This is a genomic window from Agrobacterium sp. 33MFTa1.1 (genome assembly GCF_004328495.1).
In the GTDB taxonomy this organism is placed as follows: Bacteria; Pseudomonadota; Alphaproteobacteria; order Rhizobiales; family Rhizobiaceae; genus Agrobacterium; species Agrobacterium pusense.
Window position 1 is genome coordinate 81281 of record NZ_CP036360.1, and the last position, 18645, is coordinate 99925.

At 56.1% G+C, this 18645-nt stretch carries 18 protein-coding genes; 13 read left to right on the forward strand and 5 right to left on the reverse strand.

Features of this window, described 5'->3' with window-relative positions; translation table 11 throughout:
• Window positions 1-80 precede the first annotated feature (80 nt).
• Entirely contained in the window at window positions 81-389 is a 309-nt protein-coding gene (locus EYD00_RS23720; protein WP_034499794.1) for a transcriptional repressor TraM, read from the forward strand.
• Window positions 390-398: 9 nt separating this feature from the next.
• Here EYD00_RS23720 and traR read toward each other — a convergent pair whose 3' ends face one another.
• Both traR and EYD00_RS23730 read right to left on the reverse strand, forming a co-directional pair.
• A complete protein-coding gene (gene traR / locus EYD00_RS23725) occupies window positions 399-1103 on the reverse strand; it encodes an autoinducer-binding transcriptional regulator TraR (protein WP_034499345.1) in 705 nt (234 codons plus the stop codon).
• A gap of 317 nt (window positions 1104-1420) precedes the next feature.
• Window positions 1421-1825 (reverse strand): RidA family protein, encoded by a 405-nt coding sequence (locus EYD00_RS23730; protein WP_034499346.1) that lies wholly within the window; start codon window positions 1823-1825, stop codon window positions 1421-1423.
• 136 nt (window positions 1826-1961) lie between these two features.
• Between EYD00_RS23730 and EYD00_RS23735 the strand changes: the two genes are divergently transcribed.
• A complete protein-coding gene (locus EYD00_RS23735; RefSeq protein WP_051674335.1) occupies window positions 1962-2573 on the forward strand; it encodes a TetR/AcrR family transcriptional regulator in 612 nt (203 codons plus the stop codon).
• On the opposite strand, the gene EYD00_RS23740 is transcribed toward EYD00_RS23735, so the two are convergent.
• Window positions 2553-3194: a LysE family translocator gene (locus tag EYD00_RS23740; RefSeq protein ID WP_034499797.1), complete on the reverse strand. Its 642-nt coding sequence runs from the start codon at window positions 3192-3194 to the stop codon at window positions 2553-2555. The genes EYD00_RS23735 and EYD00_RS23740 overlap by 21 nt on opposite strands.
• A gap of 581 nt (window positions 3195-3775) precedes the next feature.
• Entirely contained in the window at window positions 3776-4726 is a 951-nt protein-coding gene (locus EYD00_RS23745; RefSeq protein WP_051674258.1) for a LysR family transcriptional regulator, read from the reverse strand.
• 102 nt (window positions 4727-4828) lie between these two features.
• Between EYD00_RS23745 and EYD00_RS23750 the strand changes: the two genes are divergently transcribed.
• The 9 genes from EYD00_RS23750 (at window position 4829) to tnpC (ending at window position 13229) form a co-directional block, all read left to right on the forward strand.
• Complete coding sequence (locus EYD00_RS23750) at window positions 4829-5443, forward strand: pyridoxamine 5'-phosphate oxidase family protein (RefSeq protein WP_034499347.1); 615 nt, start codon at window positions 4829-4831, stop codon at window positions 5441-5443.
• Between the two features lie 80 nt (window positions 5444-5523).
• Window positions 5524-6297 (forward strand): alpha/beta fold hydrolase, encoded by a 774-nt coding sequence (locus EYD00_RS23755; protein WP_034499348.1) that lies wholly within the window; start codon window positions 5524-5526, stop codon window positions 6295-6297.
• Window positions 6298-6453: 156 nt separating this feature from the next.
• Window positions 6454-7314 carry an NAD(P)-dependent oxidoreductase gene (locus EYD00_RS23760; RefSeq protein WP_051674260.1) on the forward strand — a complete coding sequence of 287 codons (861 nt, stop codon included), beginning with the start codon at window positions 6454-6456 and terminating at the stop codon, window positions 7312-7314.
• Between the two features lie 75 nt (window positions 7315-7389).
• Window positions 7390-8247 carry an alpha/beta fold hydrolase gene (locus EYD00_RS23765; RefSeq protein WP_034499350.1) on the forward strand — a complete coding sequence of 286 codons (858 nt, stop codon included), beginning with the start codon at window positions 7390-7392 and terminating at the stop codon, window positions 8245-8247.
• Window positions 8248-8428: 181 nt separating this feature from the next.
• Window positions 8429-9271: an alpha/beta fold hydrolase gene (locus EYD00_RS23770; RefSeq protein WP_034499353.1), complete on the forward strand. Its 843-nt coding sequence runs from the start codon at window positions 8429-8431 to the stop codon at window positions 9269-9271.
• A gap of 580 nt (window positions 9272-9851) precedes the next feature.
• On the forward strand, window positions 9852-10595 hold the full coding sequence (locus EYD00_RS23775) for an AraC family transcriptional regulator (RefSeq protein ID WP_193604435.1): 744 nt from the start codon (window positions 9852-9854) through the stop codon (window positions 10593-10595).
• A 279-nt stretch (window positions 10596-10874) separates the two neighbouring features.
• On the forward strand, window positions 10875-11222 hold the full coding sequence (locus EYD00_RS23780; RefSeq protein WP_157951695.1) for a transposase: 348 nt from the start codon (window positions 10875-10877) through the stop codon (window positions 11220-11222).
• Entirely contained in the window at window positions 11219-11563 is a 345-nt protein-coding gene (tnpB, locus tag EYD00_RS23785) for an IS66 family insertion sequence element accessory protein TnpB (RefSeq protein ID WP_034499357.1), read from the forward strand. The genes EYD00_RS23780 and tnpB overlap by 4 nt, the downstream gene beginning before the upstream one ends.
• Window positions 11564-11636: 73 nt before the next feature.
• Complete coding sequence (gene tnpC, locus EYD00_RS23790) at window positions 11637-13229, forward strand: IS66 family transposase (RefSeq protein WP_034499359.1); 1593 nt, start codon at window positions 11637-11639, stop codon at window positions 13227-13229.
• Window positions 13230-13548: 319 nt separating this feature from the next.
• Here tnpC and EYD00_RS23795 read toward each other — a convergent pair whose 3' ends face one another.
• Window positions 13549-15021, reverse strand: coding sequence for a benzaldehyde dehydrogenase (locus EYD00_RS23795; protein WP_034499360.1), 1473 nt, complete (start codon window positions 15019-15021; stop codon window positions 13549-13551).
• Between the two features lie 302 nt (window positions 15022-15323).
• Here EYD00_RS23795 and EYD00_RS23800 point away from each other — a divergent pair, with 302 nt between their 5' ends.
• Window positions 15324-17006: a GMC family oxidoreductase gene (locus EYD00_RS23800; RefSeq protein WP_081859561.1), complete on the forward strand. Its 1683-nt coding sequence runs from the start codon at window positions 15324-15326 to the stop codon at window positions 17004-17006.
• A 17-nt stretch (window positions 17007-17023) separates the two neighbouring features.
• Complete coding sequence (locus EYD00_RS23805) at window positions 17024-18586, forward strand: ABC transporter substrate-binding protein (protein ID WP_034499362.1); 1563 nt, start codon at window positions 17024-17026, stop codon at window positions 18584-18586.
• Window positions 18587-18645: the final 59 nt, after the last annotated feature.

An 18645-nucleotide genomic window follows, 5' to 3' on the forward strand; every position in this document is an offset into this window, starting at 1 on the left:
GTTTTCCAACCCCCGGCTTGGGATCAGAGTATGTGTTTGCGGGGGCGCACCGCAAACAGTATCTGAAGGGTTGGATCATCATGGAATTTAATGACGCCACAGTATCCAGGGCTTGCGAGCTTCGCCCGGTGATCGGACTGACGCGTGGGCTGCCAACCGGCGAACTTGAGCTGCTAACAGTGAACGCCATCCGGCTTCACAGGCAGCTCCTCGAGAAGGCGGATCAGCTGTTTCAGGCTCTCCCGCAGGAATATCAGGTCGGCAAGGCCGCGGGTGGCGCACAGCACCTGGAATACATTGAAGCCATGATCGAGATGCACGCACAGATGAGCGCGTTGAACACGCTTGTTGAGCTTCTCGGCTATATTCCGAAGGTGTCGACCAACTGATCTCGGCAGCTAAATCAGGCCGGCGCGGATAGCCAGCGCCACAAGATGCGGCATGGTATGGACTTGAAGCCGCTTGCGGGTTTCCTCAATCTTACTTTTCACTGAATTGTACTTGACCCCCTCTAGATCGGCGGCTTCGTCCATGGTCTTGCCGACAGCGATCCAGTTCAGATAGGCAGCCTCTTTTGGGTCGAGGTAGTCCGGGTATTGATCGGTCGGCGTCAGCGGGAGCAACGACATCCGGGTGTGGAGTTGGCCAACGGCCGCCGCCGCGGCGACCGGATTGATCTCGCGCTCAAGCTGGATTTCGGTCGTGTCTGAAGCCAGCGTGAACATGGAGGTCGAGCCGTTCGCAGCCCTGATGGGAATGGTAATTCCCGAGCGAATGCCGAAATCAGCGGCGCGATCGAAGAATTCGCGCTCTTCCTTTGAAAGGCGCTTTCGCTCCTGTTCTCCGCTCCACACAAAGGCCTGCTTCAGTGACTTGGCACGGTTGACTATCGGATCGACCGCCTCGAACTTCCTTTTGAAATAAAGAGCCCGCCATTCCGGGGGATAATTGGACGCGGCGACCGTGTGACCCGGTCGAATATAAAGATAAGCATAGCCGCCAAACCCCGCCTGCTCGGCGAGGTGGCTTAGGGCGTCCTTCAGGATGGTTTCGTCGCCGCGAAGTGCTGCAAGATCTGTCAGCTTGTCGAGCCAGTGCTGCATTTTCATACTCCGTACCAATGTCAGGTGGGACAGGTCACGCTAAACTCCTTGTAGTCAGAGTGATGTATAAATGCAACTATAAGTTGCATAAAACAACTTATGGAACGTTCAGTCCCCTGTAGCATGAATGGCAACTCCCTAGTTTAGCTGGAGCAGAAAGTAGCGCTCCCCTTGAACAAGAACGGCATAAACGGACCTCCCGAGCGAGATGCTAATCAGGAACCCTCGACTAACTTCGACCCGTTCGGCGAGCCAAGTCTCCACGTAGCCCGATATGAGTCGTGGGGCGCGCAAAGCGGCGCACCACAAACGTCACTTCAGGATGATGTGCCGATTGGAATACGTGCGATTACTTTGATCTCAAATGCGAACCCGGCAAGCCAGTTGACGCCGACAGCGGTCCAGTTCGGATAAGGTGGGCTCGTGAAGAATTCCTGCCGAACCGCCATGACAACCTCGAATTGATTTTCAGGATCAGTGTGGAAGGTCGTCACATCGATAAGATCATCCAGCGTACAGCCGGCTGCGGCGAGCGTCGCTTCGAGATTGCGAAACGCGAGCCTCACCTGCTTTTCAAAATCCGGCTCCGGCGACCCGTCGTCGCGGCTCCCCACCTGTCCGGAAACGAACAGCAAGTCCCCTGAGCTGACGGCAGCCGAGTAGCGGTGAACATCATAGAGGGAATGTCTGTTTTCCGGAAATATGGCTTGGGGCTTTGTCATCTTCATTTCCTTAAGTCGCTGGGCTCCGAGATGTTCTTTCCAAGAGCCTCTCGAGTTGATATACGAAGCGTATGTAATTAGATACGGGACGTATGTCAATATTCGGATACGCATCGTATTTGAAAGGATGGGCTTGATGGCGAAGCGCAGCGAAACCATGCAGCTGAACCGGACGCGCTTAGTCTCGACTGCGCGCAAGCATTTTGCGCGAGATGGCTACTCAGCCTCCTCCATGGACGAAATAACGGCTGATGCTGGCCTTACCAGAGGGGCGCTCTACTCCAATTTCGGCGATAAGCGTGGCCTACTCGCAGCGGTGGTGGATCAAATTGACACCGAAATGGCGGTACGTGCCCGAGAGAGGGCGGCTGAGATTGAGGATGGCTGGCAACGACTGCTCACCGAGGCTTCGGCGTATATCGAGATGGCACTGGAGCCTGAGGTGCAACGCATCGTCCTGCTTGACGGGCCGGCCGTGCTGGGCGATCCCTCGCAATGGCCCAGCCAGAACAGCTGTCTGCAGGTAACGAGGGTTACCATCGAACAACTGCTGAAGCAGCGCAAACTAAAGCCCCTTGATCCAGAAGCGGCTGCCCGGTTGCTGAGTGGTGCCGCGCTCAATGCCGCGCTTTGGGTTGCTGCCAGCAACGAGCCCGCGCAGACCCTTCTCAAGGCTATCGAAGCCTTCCGCGAACTCGCCACCGGACTGCTTTGCAACATGACGCCGTCAGATCCGGCTCGTAAGTAATTTCACGCCAGCCAATCCGTAGAAGGCCGCCATCGTGATTTCGATCCAACGACGGGCAGACAGGTAGGCGTTCAGAGCGTGACGCGTCGAAAAGATCAAGGCGTAGCCACTGAAGATCAGCAGGCTCGAAGAACAACAAATGCCGACGATCAACGCAACCGCCGGCCCAGGCGCGTTCGGGGGAAGCCCGAGTGAGATGATTGCAAGCCATGCGAACACGGCTTTGGGATTGGTAACGTGGATCGCGTAACCGCGAAGCCAGAGTAGCGTGCCGCTGTGTTGCGTGCCAGCTTCGGTTATCGTCAAGTCGCCGGAGCTTTTACGCGCCGCTTTAAGGGCCTTCCATGCGAGGAAGAGAAGATAGAGCCCACCTATGACCTTCACGACTTCGAGCGCGAATGCGTACGTACGAAGAAGGGTCGCCAATCCCAATGCTGCCGCACATGCCCATGTCAACGACCCGCAAAAGACGCCGAGCGCCATCATGAGACCAGCACGCCGTCCTTGAGAAATTGCGGCACCCATTATCGCGAAATTAGCGGGCCCAGGAGTTACAAGAGCTATGAGGTAAGCGATATAAGCCGGCCAAATGTAATTCAGGTAGGTCGGGAGATCGGACATTCGTTCCTCGCATTTGAACCTAAGACAATTGATCATATTTTTCGTCGCTAACCGCCCAACGCGGTCGTCCATCGGATCATCGACTGGCTCGACCGATCCATCAGGCATGCTACGCCGCACTTGCAGCCTCGGGTGTCACACCAGTGCATGAACGGGTGGTGGACAGAAACAGAATCAGCGGTGGTGGAGTAACCGCAGGCATCGATTTCAGGCTCTAAATACTCGCGGAACTCCGCGACGAGCGCACTGCAAAGGCCGCTCAATTGATCATCGAATATGACCCCAACCGCCCTTCTCCGCTGGCACGCCTGACAAAGCCTCCCCGGATGTCATCGCCAGCGCCTTCTTGGTGACACGGATCAGCAAATGATCTCAACTCTTAATTCACGATTTGAGGCAGTTTTCTGTCTGTAGGCAAGTCACATCGTTTACGCCGTCGCGGCCTTAATTCCGGGCGGCTTATTCCGGGAGTTGGCGCAAACCATTTACATAGGAAGCTGGAACGATTTGTGCGGCATTTGCGGGGCCGTTCTTTTTGGCGCAAACGTTCATAACCGCCGTGGCGTGCCGAAATATGAGGCTCATAGCCTGGGGCATGTTTCGTATACGTCAGTATCTCCTTGGTTACTGATCTCAATCAGCCTCTGGCGAAGTCGTGGCGCTGCAAAATCAAGAAAGCGTCGCATCTTGAGCGGCATCTGGCCGCGTCCGGCGTGAACGAGGCTGACCGGCACCGGCTCAATCTCGAATCGCTCGAGGACGATTTGCAGGCCATCAGCCTTAACGGCATCGATTGCCTGATAGTGCAGAAGCCGCGTCACACCGACATGTTGAACGGCCGCACGGACCGCCGCCTCGGTGGTTGTCACCGACAAACGTGCGGTCACTGGAATTTGCATGGACTTCTTCGTTTTCGGATCGACGAAGCCCCATTCGGTCAAGTGACCGGGGCCGTCGTAGGTGACACAAGGAATGTTCTTCAGGTCTTCAGGGGTTTCGGGCGTTCCATGCGTGTTGAGGAAGGTCGGGCTTGCGCAGACAACAATTCGCATGGTTCCGACACTGGTCGAAATCATAGCGCTGTCGGGAAGCTTGCCGATGCGCACGGCCATGTCCACCTGGCCTTCTACCAGCTGCATGTTGCGGTCAAACAGCAACAGCTTGATCGTGATTTCTGGAAAGGCCGCAAGAAAGTCGGTGACAATAGGCAGGATATGAAGCTGGCCAAACTGAACGGGCGCGGTGATGACGAGCTCCCCCTTGGCAATAATGAATTCTCCGGCGACATCACGCTCGATCTCCTCCAACTGATCGAGTATCCGCCGCACCCCAGCAAGGTAGGTCGCCCCAGCGTCTGTCAGGGTGAGTTGACGAGTGGTCCGAATGAGGAGCTCTGCCCCTAGGAGGGATTCAAGCTGTGCGGTTTTGCGCGCGACTGTTGTGACCGGGACACGAAGCTGCCGCGAGGCGGCGGAGAAGCTTCCGCTCTCGACGACAGCTGTCAGGATCTTCATGGCCTCAAATCTATCCATTTATCTTCCCATTTTCCGGAGAGATCATTCTCATATTTACCGAATTATCCCGAAACGAAAAAGGCGGCATATTCGTCGCCAACGAGAAATGTGGAGAGTGAAATGGCATATGGATTTCTTGACATTGCCATAACGCCAACCGTCAAGGCCGTTCAGACCGAGATGGGGGCCGACGCCCTATGGTCCGACTTCAAGGGCCATCGAGAGTTCGATCAGTTCACGGACGCCGAGCAGGCGTTTATTGCGACGCGCGACAGTTTCTACATGGCTTCTGTCTCGGAGACAGGCTGGCCCTATGTGCAGCACCGCGGCGGGCCGCGCGGCTTCCTTAAGGTCCTGGACGAGCGCACTCTGGCTTTTGCCGACTATCGTGGCAACAGGCAGTATATCAGCACGGGCAATTTCGTCGGCAACGACCGGGCATGCCTCATTCTGATGGACTATCCCAGCCGCAGTCGCCTGAAGATCTATGCCCATGTGAAGAAACTCGGACCCGACGAAGATTCCGACTTGGCCAGGATTGTCACCGACAGCATTTACAAGGGAAGGCTTGAGCGGGTCTTTCGATTGGAGCTCGCAAGTTTCGACTGGAACTGCCAGCAGCATATAACGCCCCGCTTTACTGAGGCAGAAATTGTCGCTGCGATCGATCCGTTGCGTAGACGGCTTGCCGAACTCGAAGCGGAAAACGCCGTGTTGAGAAGACGAACGGGCTGACTTCAGTTTTGCGAGTCCACGAACTCCTGCATTCACCAGATTGACCATCAAACTTGAAAACCGAAGAAAGGAACTCAATCATGTTGAAATCAGCTATTGGCCTTACCTTGCTCGCCGCATCCGTCAGCGCCGGCTCGGCATATGGTGCAGAAGGTTCGAAACCGACGATCGTCCTTGTTCACGGCGCATTCGCCGACGCTTCAAGCTGGAGCGGCGTTGTCGCCAGGCTCGAGAAAGACGGCTACCCGGTCGTTGCGGTTGCCAATCCTCTGCGCAGTGTCAAGGGTGACGGCGATTATGTGCGCCGCATCGTCGCCGGGTTGAAGGCCGAGGTTGTTCTTGTTGGCCACTCCTACGGTGGCTCCGTCATCACCGAAGCAGCCAAGGCCGGCGGAAACATAAAGTCTCTAGTCTACGTTGCGGCATTCGTTCCCGATGTCGGTGAGACAGCTTTGGCCCTTACCGCCAAGTTTCCTGGAAGTACACTTCCCCCAACGCTCGCCGTCCCCGTGGAACTGAAGGACGGCGTCAAGGATCTCTATATCCAGCAGGACAAATTCCACGATCAGTTTGCCGCCGACGTATCCGCAGATGAGGCGAAGATCATGGCTGCGACTCAGAGGCCCGTCACGGACTTCGCGCTCGGCGAGCCGACGTCCAATGCAGGTTGGAAGGATATTCCGTCTTGGGCAATCTACGGGGATGCCGACAAGAACATTCCTCCGGAAGCACTCGCCTGGATGGCCAAACGTGCCAATGCCAAGCAGACGACTGTTGTCAAAAGCGCCTCCCATGTTGTGATGGTCTCAAATCCCGACAAGGTGGCCGAGATTATTGAGGACGCTGCAAAGTGATCTTCGACGCAGCTGACGGCAGTGAGCCGTTGGCTGCTCGGCTACCGTCTCAGTAGTACCGGCCGACGTTTAAAAGAACAGGCGGGCGCTCACTGGGCGTGGCGTCGGCTCACGCACGGTCAATGGCTTGCCCCACCTGCATGAGGCACAAAAACAATGATCAGAAAAGACAAGACACCGATTGGCTTTATCGGCCTGGGTACAATGGGCCAACCTATGGCTTTAAACCTTTTGAGGTCCGGACGCCCACTTGTCGTCTGGAACCGTTCGCAAGAAAAGTCGCGAATCCTTGAGCGAAGTGGCGCGCAAGTTGCAGCCAATCCCACCGATGTGTTTGGCCGGGCGAGGACCGTTTTTCTCATGCTCTCGACCGAGAGTGCCATTGATGCGGTTCTCGGGCGCCACACGGCCCGCTTCGCCTCGATGGTCGCCGGCCATGTTGTCGTCAATACGGGAACGCCGTCTTCCGCCTATTCCGAGGAACTCAGCCACGATCTGCGCCTTGCTGGCGCTCGGTATGTCGAGGCGCCGGTCTTGGGCCAACGGGGACCTGCCGAGTCGGGTCAACTTGTGGCTATGCTTGCCGGCGATGATGAGGATCTCGAAGTTGTGAAGCCCTTGCTCAACACGATGTGCTGCGACATCATCTTGTGCGGGGCAGTGCCAAAAGCGGTCGCAACCAAGGCGGCATCCAATGTCTTTGTCGCGACCATGATCGCTGCCCTGGCGGAAGCTGTGAACTACGCCCGGCACGCCGATGTCGATCTCAAAGCCTTTCAACAGTTGATAATGACGGGACCTATGGCGAGTCCGCTAATCCGTATGAAACTACCCAATTTGATCAAACACGATTCTGCGGCTCAGGCTTTGCGGGAAACGGAAATCGCGACTGCTCAGCTGATTAAAGATTCCGCCATGGAGAAAGGTATTGCCGTCCCGCTCCTGGCTCGGTCAGTAGCGCTCCAAGACGAGGTCACATCACTCGGGACACGAGTGATATCGCGACCGAGATACTAGCTTTCGGTGGCCGCCCTATTTGTGGTCCGAAATATCCCACCTATCGCCCTATCACTCTTGCAAAAGGATAATGTTATGAGTGTGACCTACAAGACTCAGCAGGTTGGTAATGTCAGTGTGTTCTACCGCGAGGCGGGAGCAAAGGATGCACCGGTCCTCCTGCTTCTCCATGGCTTTCCGAGCTCCAGCCACATGTTTAGGGACTTGATCCCGCGACTGGCCGACAGATATCGCGTCATTGCACCGGATCTCCCGGGATTCGGATACACGTCGGCTCCGCCGCGGGGTGAGTTCGATTACACGTTCGACAATCTGGCTGATGTCATCGGCGGCTTTGTCGATGCCTTGGACCTCAAGAAATATGCGCTCTACATCTTCGACTACGGCGCCCCTGTTGGCCTGAGACTGGCGGTTGCCCACCCGGATCGAGTGACGGCGCTGATCAGTCAAAACGGCAATGCCTATCTAGACGGGTTCAGCGACGAGTGGGGCTCGTGGCAGGCTTATTGGCGCGATGACACGCCGGAAAATCGAGAGGCTTGTCGCTCATCGTTGTCGGCAGACGTCATCGAGAACTGGCAGTACCGGAAAGGCGCCGATCCACGTCTGCTTGCGCCTGACGGTTACATGCTGGACATCGCCTTGATGGCACGACCGGGAGCCGAGGAAATACAGTTGGACCTGATCCGGGACTATGCCAGCAACGTTGAACGTTACCCGCAATTCCAGGACTATTTCCGCACGCACCAGCCGCCGTTCCTCGCGGTTTGGGGACGGCATGATCCTGCCTTCATACCTGCGGGCGCAGAAGCCTATAAGCGCGACCTCCCCAATGGCCATGTTCACTTCCTAGATGCCGGTCATTTTGCGCTCGAGACGCACTCAACTGAGATTGCGGATTTTATTCGCGCATTCCTCGGACGTCACTTTTGATCTGAGCGCCAGCCAATCTACCAAGGGAATTGACAATGCCATTGCCTCCAACGGTGCCCGGTCTCCAGGCCACCCGAAGGGGCGTTTTGATCGGTAGTGGCGCAGCTATTTCATTGGCTCGTTCAACCTGCCGGCTCCAGCCCAGAGTTTCACCACCAACAAGACAGAGGGAAATTTTGATATGACTAGCAGCTTCGTTACCACCAAGGACGGCGTCGAAATCTTCTATAAGGACTGGGGTCCGAAGGACGCGCAGCCGATTGTCTTCCATCATGGTTGGCCGCTGTCGTCGGATGACTGGGACGCGCAGATGCTGTTTTTCCTGTCCAAGGGCTACCGTGTTGTCGCGCATGACCGTCGTGGTCATGGCCGATCCACCCAGGTCGCAGACGGTCATGACATGGACCACTACGCCTCCGATGCTTTTGCTGTCATCGAAGCGCTAGATCTCAAGAATGCCGTCCATATCGGCCATTCCACCGGTGGCGGGGAAGTCGCCCGCTATGTCGCCAAGCATGGCCAGCCGGCAGGTCGCGTAGCTAAAGCCGTTCTCGTTTCCGCCGTCCCGCCTCTGATGGTTAAGACGGACACAAATCCGGAGGGCTTGCCGCTGGACGTGTTCGACGGCTTCCGTTCCGCTCTTGCTGCTAACCGCGCGCAGTTCTTCCGCGATGTTCCTTCCGGCCCGTTCTATGGCTTCAACCGTGACGGTGCCACCGTCCATGAAGGTGTGATCCAGAACTGGTGGCGTCAGGGCATGATGGGTGGCGCAAAGGCCCATTACGATGGTATCAAGGCCTTCTCGGAAACGGACCAGACGGAAGACCTGAAGGCGATTACCGTGCAGACGCTGGTTCTGCATGGTGAAGACGACCAGATCGTTCCGATCGCCGATGCCGCGTTGAAGTCGATCAAGCTGCTGAAAACCGGCAAGCTCAAGACTTACCCAGGGTTCTCGCATGGCATGCTGACAATTAATGCTGAAACCTTGAACGAAGATATGCTGGCGTTCATCAGGAGCTAACCCGCATTACGCTCCAGTAGAGTTTCACGAAGCGCAGAGGATTGTCAGTAGCTCGGCCACTGTGCTCTGATCAACTCACATATCTCAGCCCGCGCCTTTTTTAAAACAAAACGGCGCGGCTTCTTATCCGCTACGGCGTGTCGGACGACGGCCAGCTCTTGGGCAAGAGTGACCGCGACACCGAACCCATCACATTGAGCTGACCCGATTAAGCATCGGGTCGACGCAAGCTCGCACCCTTTATCCACGATGGCAGCAGACCTCTCGGCTCTTGCGACCACTTCTTAGCAGAAAGCAAGGATTGCCTGCGCTCCGAGGGTTTCGGAGCTCCGTAAAAGATAGCGCTCGGGCGGTAAGGGTCTCGGGCATTCAATATTGTCTCATCATGCCTCAATGACGATGTCGCGATCGCAATCGCGAACGCTCCTTTTGGCTGAGTTTTTGGAGGTCGCTATTGCCAGCTTCAACTCTTGGGTTGCACGAACCAGGTTCAGCGAAGATCGACGTCGATAGTGCAGCTACTGCGACGGGGGAGGACAACGTGTCCGCGTTCAGGATGCAGATCAGATGCGGAGCCCAAGTGAAGGGCTACAGTAAGCAGAACCTGATTATGCTGAACAGACATAATGCGGTGCCTGTTGACTGCCGCGTCGGTCGCGAAACGCTTAATCACATTGCACATTGTGGGAATATAACTGTCATTCCCGAAGGAGTTGAATTCAACGGAAGCTTCGGGGGCCCCGCTCACCTGCTTGTCGTCTCTATCCCAACTCAGCGCTTGGCTGTTTCAGCGGCTTCGAGCGGTCTTTCCTTTAGATCGTTCGGGCCGCAACTCAGCGGATTCGATGCAGGGATTGGCATTGCCGTTGAAGATTTCTCGACTTGGCTGAATTCGGGCCTCACAGAGGGTGACGGCGAACTGATCGCGGATGACCTCGTAGAACTTGTCGCGAGCTCATACTGTGGTTCTATAGAGAAGCCAGTACCACGTGGGCAGATGCCCAACGAGGTGATGGAAGAAATCAACAGGTACGTGAACGAAAACATCGGCAGCACTTTTTTGATTAACGATCTGGCAGACTTGGCGAAGCAAAATCGCTTCAACTTCCCGCGACTGTTCCGGCGCACCGTTGGGATCAGTCCGCATCAGTATGTCCTACGAATGAGGCTAAGACACGCTCGGGCGCTCATCCTTGCGGAATGCTCACTCGCAGAGGCGGCTATTGCTGCGGGATTTGTTGATCAAAGCCACATGTCGAGCTGGATGCGCCGGATCTACGGAATAACGCCCGGTATGTTATCCAAGGTTCCGCGTAAGTTATGACGATTGACGCATCTTCGCGCAGAGTAAAGCCTCACGGGCTTAGCTTATGCAGGCGCAAGAACTACGGCTTGGGCACTTCGATAACATCTTGCTCAAAAATCAGAGGCAGTGCATCCGACGGCCGATGGCTAGACAACTTTCTCATAATGAAACTCGGATGTAAGCGGCAAGGAGACCCCATCTGGCGGGTCTGATGCTGAGTAAGGTATTTCGGGCATACGAGTTCTTTGAATGTGAGGATCTATGTCTAGACCTGCGGCTAGCCTTGGGTTGATGCGAATGATCGAGGCGGTGCCCGATCGCCTCGACGGGTCGCCGCGACAGTTGCGGCGGTTCTGGTCCGACGAATTCAAGGCCACAGCGGTTGAGCAGGCCTGTCAGCCCGGTGTGAACATGTCGGCAGTGGCGCGGCAGATCGGTATCTTGCCGTCTCAACTCTACCGCTGGCGTAGAGAGCTGTTGGGCAGTGATGAGTCTGGACTAGCAGCACCAGTTGATCCGCAGAGCGTCGCACCTGACCCCGACCCCGTCGTCGAAATCGACATTGACGGTATCGTCGTGCGGGTCGGCCGGCATGTTGAAGAAGCGCATCTGCAGCGTGTCATCCGAGCGGTTCGCTCAGCATGATCCCCGCAGGTGTAAAGGTCTTCCTGGCCAGCCATCCCATCGACTTCCGCAAAGGGCCGGACAGCCTGCTGTCGCTGGTGCGGGATGCTGGCAATGATCCGTTCAACGGCTCGCTTTATGTCTTCCGAGCCAAACGGGCCGACCGGATCAAGATCGTCTGGTGGGATGGATCCGGGGTTTGCCTTTACGCCAAGCGGCTGGAGAAGGCGCAGTTTTGCTGGCCGCGGGTCGGCCACAACCGAGTGCAGCTCAACCATGCCCAGCTCATGGCGCTCGTTGACGGCATGGACTGGAAACGGGTCCGCTCGGTGGCGGTGAGGCCGCCAGAGATTGTTGGGTAAATGCCTGCGGCGAAGTGAATCAACCCCCTGAAAGGGCAGGAAAACCGGAGCAAAATATGCTCAGGTCAGCCTTATGACGCCGCCCGATCTGCAGCTCCCGGATGATGTAGAGACCCTGAAAGCTATGGTCCTTGCCATGGCCGAGAAGGCAGCGCGCACCGATGCTCTTGAGAGCGAGGTCGCAGACCTGAAAGCCAGAAACGCCGATGCTGATGAACGCATCGAACGACTGACCCAGATCCTGAAAGCCTTTGATCGTGCCCGCTTTGGCCGGCGATCAGAAAAGCTCGGCTCTGCAGGCATCGATGATGAGCAGGAGGCCTTTGTCTTCGAGGAAATCGAGACCGGCATCGCTGCGATCCGAGCCCAGGTCAACAAGGGCGCAACCCATCCCGACAGCAAACGTCCGCCGCGGCCGCGCAAAGGCTTCGCACCGCATCTGGAACGGGTCGAAGTGGTGATCGAGCCGGATGAACTGCCCGAACACGTCGGCAAACAGAAGGTGCTGATCGGAGAAGACGTCTCGGAGCGACTTGACGTCGTGCCAGCGAAGTTCCGCGTCATCGTCACACGCCGACCGAAGTATGCCTTCAAAAATGAAGACGGCGTCATTCAGGCCGCCGCACCCGCGCACATTATCGAGGCGGGCATTCCGACGGAAGGGCTTCTTGCCCAAATCGCCGTCTCGAAGTATGCCGATGGCCTTCCGCTCTATCGCCAGGAGGCAATCTATGCCCGCGACAAGGTCGAGCTTGACCGGAAGCTGATGGCTCAATGGATGGGTAAGCTCGGCTTTGAACTTGATATCCTCGCCGACTACATTCTCGCCGAGATCAAGAAGGCTGAGCGTATCTTCGCTGACGAGACGACGTTGCCCACACTCGCGCCCGGATCCGGATCAGCCAAGACGGCCTGGCTTTGGGCTTATGCCCGCGATGACAGACCGTTCGGTGGCAGTAGCCCGCCGATGGTCGCCTATCGCTTCGAAGATAGCCGTGCTGGCGATCGGGTCGCCCGGCATCTGAGTGGCTATCGCGGTATTCTGCAGGTTGACGGACATGGTGCCTATAACAAGCTTGCCAGATCTGACGGAGGCAATGACGGCGTGATGCTGGCCTACTGCTGGTCCCATAGAAGGCGCAAGTTCTACGAACTCCACGCCTCAGACAGCTCCAGGATCGCCACCGAGACGGTGGAACTGATGGCGAAGCTCTGGCAGGTGGAAGAAACGGCTCGCGGGCAAAGCCCTGACGCCCGTGTCGCCGCGCGCCAGGCGACATCTGCGGCGGTTGTCACGGAGCTCTTCGCCCTCTGGCAGAAGACCCTATCGCGGATCTCTGGCAAGTCGAAGCTGGCGGAGGCGATCCGCTATGCCACCTCGCGTTGCTCCATCTTCGAGCGCTTTCTAACCGACGGCCGCATCGAGCTCGATAACAACATAGTCGAGCGTGCAATCCGGCCCCAGACAATTACCAGAAAGAATAGCCTCTTCGCCGGCAGCGATGGCGGTGGAGGGACTTGGGCAACAATCGCCACGCTCCTTCAAACAGCGAAAATGAACAATGTCGATCCGCAGGCCTGGCTCACCCAGACACTCGAGCGCATAGCCAATGATTGGCCCAGCAGCGATCTCGATGCACTCATGCCGTGGAACTACACGCGCTGAACGGTCTCAGCTTGCCGCTTACACTCGGATCGTGAAGCTTTCCAGCAAGAAAGACTATCATTGACGCGCTCGAGCGGCCAGCGGCATCTCGCTCTTGGATTAGGCCGCAAATGCGTTCCATTTCGAAAGCCGGGGAGGCAGCTCTTGCGACAGTCGGGATGCCTCGATTGCGTCAAATGAATTATCATCCGCAATCTGCGCTAAGTCTGGTTGCCGATGACTACTGCCCAACCGGTCGCTGCATTGCTGCACGCCTTCTACTGTTCCCGGTTATCTCGATCTCGCTATCGAACACTTCGCTTTCTTGGAAGATGCATATCTAGAGCGGATATGTCGGAGCTTCGGCCTTTACGGTAACCCATTGCCATTGAGTAAACTCCTCCCAGTTTGCCGGACCGCCGATGCTGGTGCCGTTGCCTGAAGCGCCGATGCCGCCGAATGGGTTGATCACCTCGTCGTTCACGGTTGAGTCATTCACGTGTAGGATGCCAACGTTAAGCTTCTCAGCCAATGCCATCGCTCTTCCGACCGATCGCGAGATTATTGCTGCTGAGAGTCCATAGTTCGTATCGTTGGCAAGATTGACTACGTCGTCGTCGGTTACAAACGTGGTCACGACAGCGACGGGTGCAAAAATCTCCTTCTTGAACGCAGGATTATCCGGATCAACACTTCTCAAGACTGTAGGTTCGAAAAACAGCCCGCTGGAGCCTCCGCCGATTGCGACCTGAGCTCCCTCGGCCACAGCTTCGTTGACGACCGCGAAGGCGTGAGCAACTTGTGCTTCGCTGATCAGGGGCCCAAGAGCAACTTGATCAGTCCTTGGATCACCTACAGTCAGTCTCGACGCATGTTCACAAAGCTTTCTTGTGAACTCATCAGCAATAGCGGCTTGCACCAATATACGACCCGCTGACATGCAGATTTGCCCCTGATGTAAGAAGGTACTCCATACGGCGTTATTCACCGCGAGTTCAACATCCGCGTCGTCAAGGACGATGAAAGCGTTCTTACCACCCAACTCAAGTGATACCTTTTTGAGGTTGCGGCCTGCACGCTCTCCCACCTTGCGGCCAGCTGATGTCGAGCCGGTGAACTGGATCATCCCCACTTCAGGCGCGTCGCATAATGCTTCGCCGCTCGCTGCATCCCCGGGGAGTACGCTTAGAATCCCAGGTGGCAGGCCCGCCTCTTCGAAAATGCGGGCCAGTAGAAGACCGCCGCTGATCGAGGTTCGAAGGTCTGGTTTTAGCAGGACTGAATTGCCAACAGCCAATGCAGGAGCAAGTGCTCTCATAGCGAGATAAAGCGGAAAATTGAATGGCGATATCACGCCGACCAAGCCAATCGGGCGACGCCGAGCGATATTCAGTCGACCAGGCTGAGTTGGAAGAACCTGTCCCAAAGCCTGAGATGGCATGGCCGATGCCTCATGTAGAGCTTTGAGTGAGAGCGCCACTTCAACCTCGGCCTTCGGCCGCGTGGACGCGGATTCTTTCACCAGCCACCCGACAATTTCATTTTTGTTCGATTCAAGAACATTAGCTGCAGATCTAAATACTTCGGCGCGCTTCTCATAATGCGCGCTAGCCCAATCCGCCTGTGCAGCTTTCGCAGCCTTCGAGGCGTGATCGATATCGCTCGGTGATGCGAGGCCGATAAAGCCCAATTTTTCTCCATTTGCTGGCTCAAAGATTTGTTTGCGTTGCTCGGCCTTCTTCCACGTACCATCAAAGAAAGATCCTTCCAGATGTACCGTATCGAGAAGCGTTTTAGTCGCTGTAAAAGTCATCGTGTCCTCATAAGGTCAGTAATAAAAAAACACAGGCGATGTCCTCAGTCTCCGCTGCTCCGAGGCTGGTTCCCACCTCCAATAAGAGCGTGTCCGTCTCCTGTTAGCTTGGGCCACAAAAAGACTCTTGGATATTTGTGCACTTTTGGAACCGACGGGTTCGCAGGCGATCGGCCCACACGCGCCTCGCTCTTAAGCTACCAGTGGTCCTGGATGCCGACTGCGCGGACAATAAAATGGAACGCACGGTCAACGCACTCTACCATTGCCGTCTGTAATCTTTGGCATGATAGGAGGAAATAATGAGCTGGGACTATATCGTACTAGGAAGCGGGTCTGCCGGGTCTGTTGTCGCAAGCAGGCTCTCGGAGGACGGACGAACCCGTGTACTACTTATTGAGGCAGGTCCACGAGACAATTCGCCGTTTATTCGAATCCCTGCTGGGGAAGTGAAGGCGATTGCCAATCCGCGCTTCAACTGGCAGTACATGGCTGAACCAGACCCATCTCTCAACGACAGAGCGGTTATATGGCCCGCAGGTAAGGTTCTGGGCGGCTCAAGCTCTATAAATGGTATGGTTTACGTACGGGGCCAACGCGAGGATTTCGACGACTGGGCAAGACTGCTCGGAAATACAGGCGATTGGAGCTATGAGGATGTCCTTGACTACTTCAAGAAGATGGAAACGAATCCGTTTGGTGCGGGTGAATTCCATGGTGCCGATGGTCCGCTGAAGGTATCCAACGTCGCATCGCCTCATCCGCTTCGGGACGTATTCATCCGCGGCACTCAGGAACTCGGCATACCATTTAACGCCGATATAAACGGCGCGACGCAGGAAGGCGTTGGGCCTAACCAGGGTACGATCGATTTCGGACGTCGAAACAGCTCCGCTCGTGCCTATCTGCGTAAAGCACGGTCACGGAGCAATTTAAAAATACTCACTGGAGCTGTCGCTGATCGCATTGTGTTCGACGGCAAAAAAGCCGTCGGTGTGCGCTATTTTGTCGGAGCGCAAGCATTCCAAGAACGAGCAAATGCCGAGATCATCGTCTGCTGCGGAGCCCTTGGGTCGCCCGGCGTCCTTATGCGTTCCGGCATCGGAAACAAGCATCATCTGGAAGCAAACGGTATCGAGGTGATCAACGACCTACCGGGCGTTGGGCAGAACCTGCAGGAACACCCGCAAGTATGGGTAAGTGGATACGTAAACGTCAGCACCTACAACATGGAAACCTCCCCGAGTCACGTCGTACGCCACGGCCTCAATTGGCTTATGCGTGGGAAGGGTCCGGCAGCCAGTCCGATCTCCCACGCCGTGGCCTTCATCCGCACGCGTCCCGAAACGGAAAGCAGGCCAGATGTACAGCTTCATTTCGTACCGGTTGGATATGAGGTTACGGAAACGGGGATAACGCTGCTTGACCGCCCCGCCGTCACGATCGCGGCCTGCGTGCTTCGTCCGAAAAGTCGCTCGGAAATCCTCTTGCGTTCAGATAGCCCGTTTGATCCTCCTCGCTTGCAATCGCGCATGCTCTCGGATCCGGATGACATTGCCCGCCTTTCAGATGCATTTCGCATTTCGCAAAACATCCTGGAGAGCAACGCTTTCAAGCCCTACTACGAGGGAGCGTTCAAGCCGGCCCGCAAGCTTCAAACCGATGAGGAAATACTCGACTTCTTCAAGCAGTCAGCTGAAGGCAGCTACCATCCTGCCGGCACCTGCAAGATGGGAATTGGCGAGGATGCCGTTGTCAGCAAAGAACTCAAGGTGATCGGTGTCGAAGGCCTGCGCGTTGCTGACGCATCAATCATGCCTGTGATCACAAGCGGCAACACTAATGCTCCAAGCATCATGATCGGAGAGAAGGCCGCGGCGATGATCCTTCTTGAACGGAGCTCAGCACGCCGGACAACTGGCCGGCACTCTGACCGCTTTGCTGACCAATCGCAACATAAATCCACAACCACCACGACGCAGTAACAGAAAAGGGGAACAATATGCAGACCACCAGACGTGCATTCATGGGAGGGGTGGCCTTAGCCGGTGCAACAATCACCAGTGGCATCGGCCTATCATTCGGCGCGGCAAGCGCACAAGACGTCAAACGAGTGATCTTTGCGTCGGCCGGTTCCATCACCGGAAACTGGGATACCACATCCCATACGACGGTTGGACAGTGGAACGCTGAACATTTCATCTTCAATCACCTCACCAAGGCGCCGATGACCACGGAAAAGCCGGACGAGTTGCTCCCAGATCTTGCGATGAGCTGGACGCTTATCGACAAGCATACGCTTGAGTTTAAACTGAGAGAGGGTGTGAAGTTCCATAACGGACAGGATTTTGGCGCAGAAGACGTCAAAGCCACGTTTGACTACGCCTCCGATCCGAAACGGCCGTCTGCCTCCCTTTATCCCGGGAAGGCCGATATCACGGTGGTCGACAAACTGACCGTCCGCATTAACACGGAAAAGTACGGATATCCGGCCGCGGCGTTCTATTACATAGTGAGCTTCCTTCCGATCATGTCGGCCGCCGACATCGCAAATCCCTCGACGCTTCAGGCAAAGCCGAATGGGACCGGACCATTCATGTTCGGATCCACCAATGGGGACAAAACAACCCTTAAAGCCAACCCGGACTATTACGACGGAAAACCGCAGATCGAAGAAGTGATTTATGCCTATGTGCCGGATGCGAACACCCGCGTCCTGGGCCTGCTCAACGGTGAGTACCACATCATCGAGCGGCTTGAACCTGAGCAATATGAAAGCCTTGAAAAGAACGAGAACGTAAAGGTCGATCGCGCCCTTTCCTTAGAAAACAAGTATTTACATTTCCGTTGCAACAAAAAACCTTTTGACGACATTCGCCTGCGTCAGGCGGTCTGCCATGCCATCGATCGCGACCAGATCATGGAAGTCGTCGGAATTGCCGGCCAGGCCTCCAGCAGCTACATCTCTCCGCTCAAATTTGGCTATGCCGACATTGCCGACTATCCCAAATACGATCCGGAGAAATGCCAGGCACTGCTTGCAGAGGCTGGCTTCCCGAATGGGCAAGGCCTGCCGGAGTTGGAATATATCACCTCTATCGGCTTTTATTCCAAAACGCGGGAATATGGTGAACTGATCACGGCAATGCTTCAGGAGCAAGGCTTCCCCGTAAAGCTGACGGTACTAGAGCCAGCAGCCTGGGAGGAGCAGGTTTACCGCAAAGCCGATGGCCAGGGCGCTGGCCACATGGTTGACGTTGGCTGGATGACTGGCTCGCCGGAACCCGATCTGGTTCTTTTCCCGAACTGGTCTTCAAAGAGCGCGCTTTTTACGGGCTTTGAAGATGCAGAGATCGACGCGGCGCTCGACAAAGAACGTAACGCTGCTAGTCCCGAAGAACGCAAGAAGGTCATCGCCGAGGAAACGCTTCCTGCAATTGCAAAGAAGCTTCCGAGCCTCTCGCTCTTCACCGCGGTCTACTTCCACGCGATGGCGAAGTCCCTGGATGGCGTCGTTTTCGCTCCTAATGGTCCCATCGATCTTTCCAAGGCGACGATGGCCTAGTCTATTGAGCAGCGATCCGGCAGCAGCTTGCCGCTGGATCGCTATCTCTGGGAAACAGC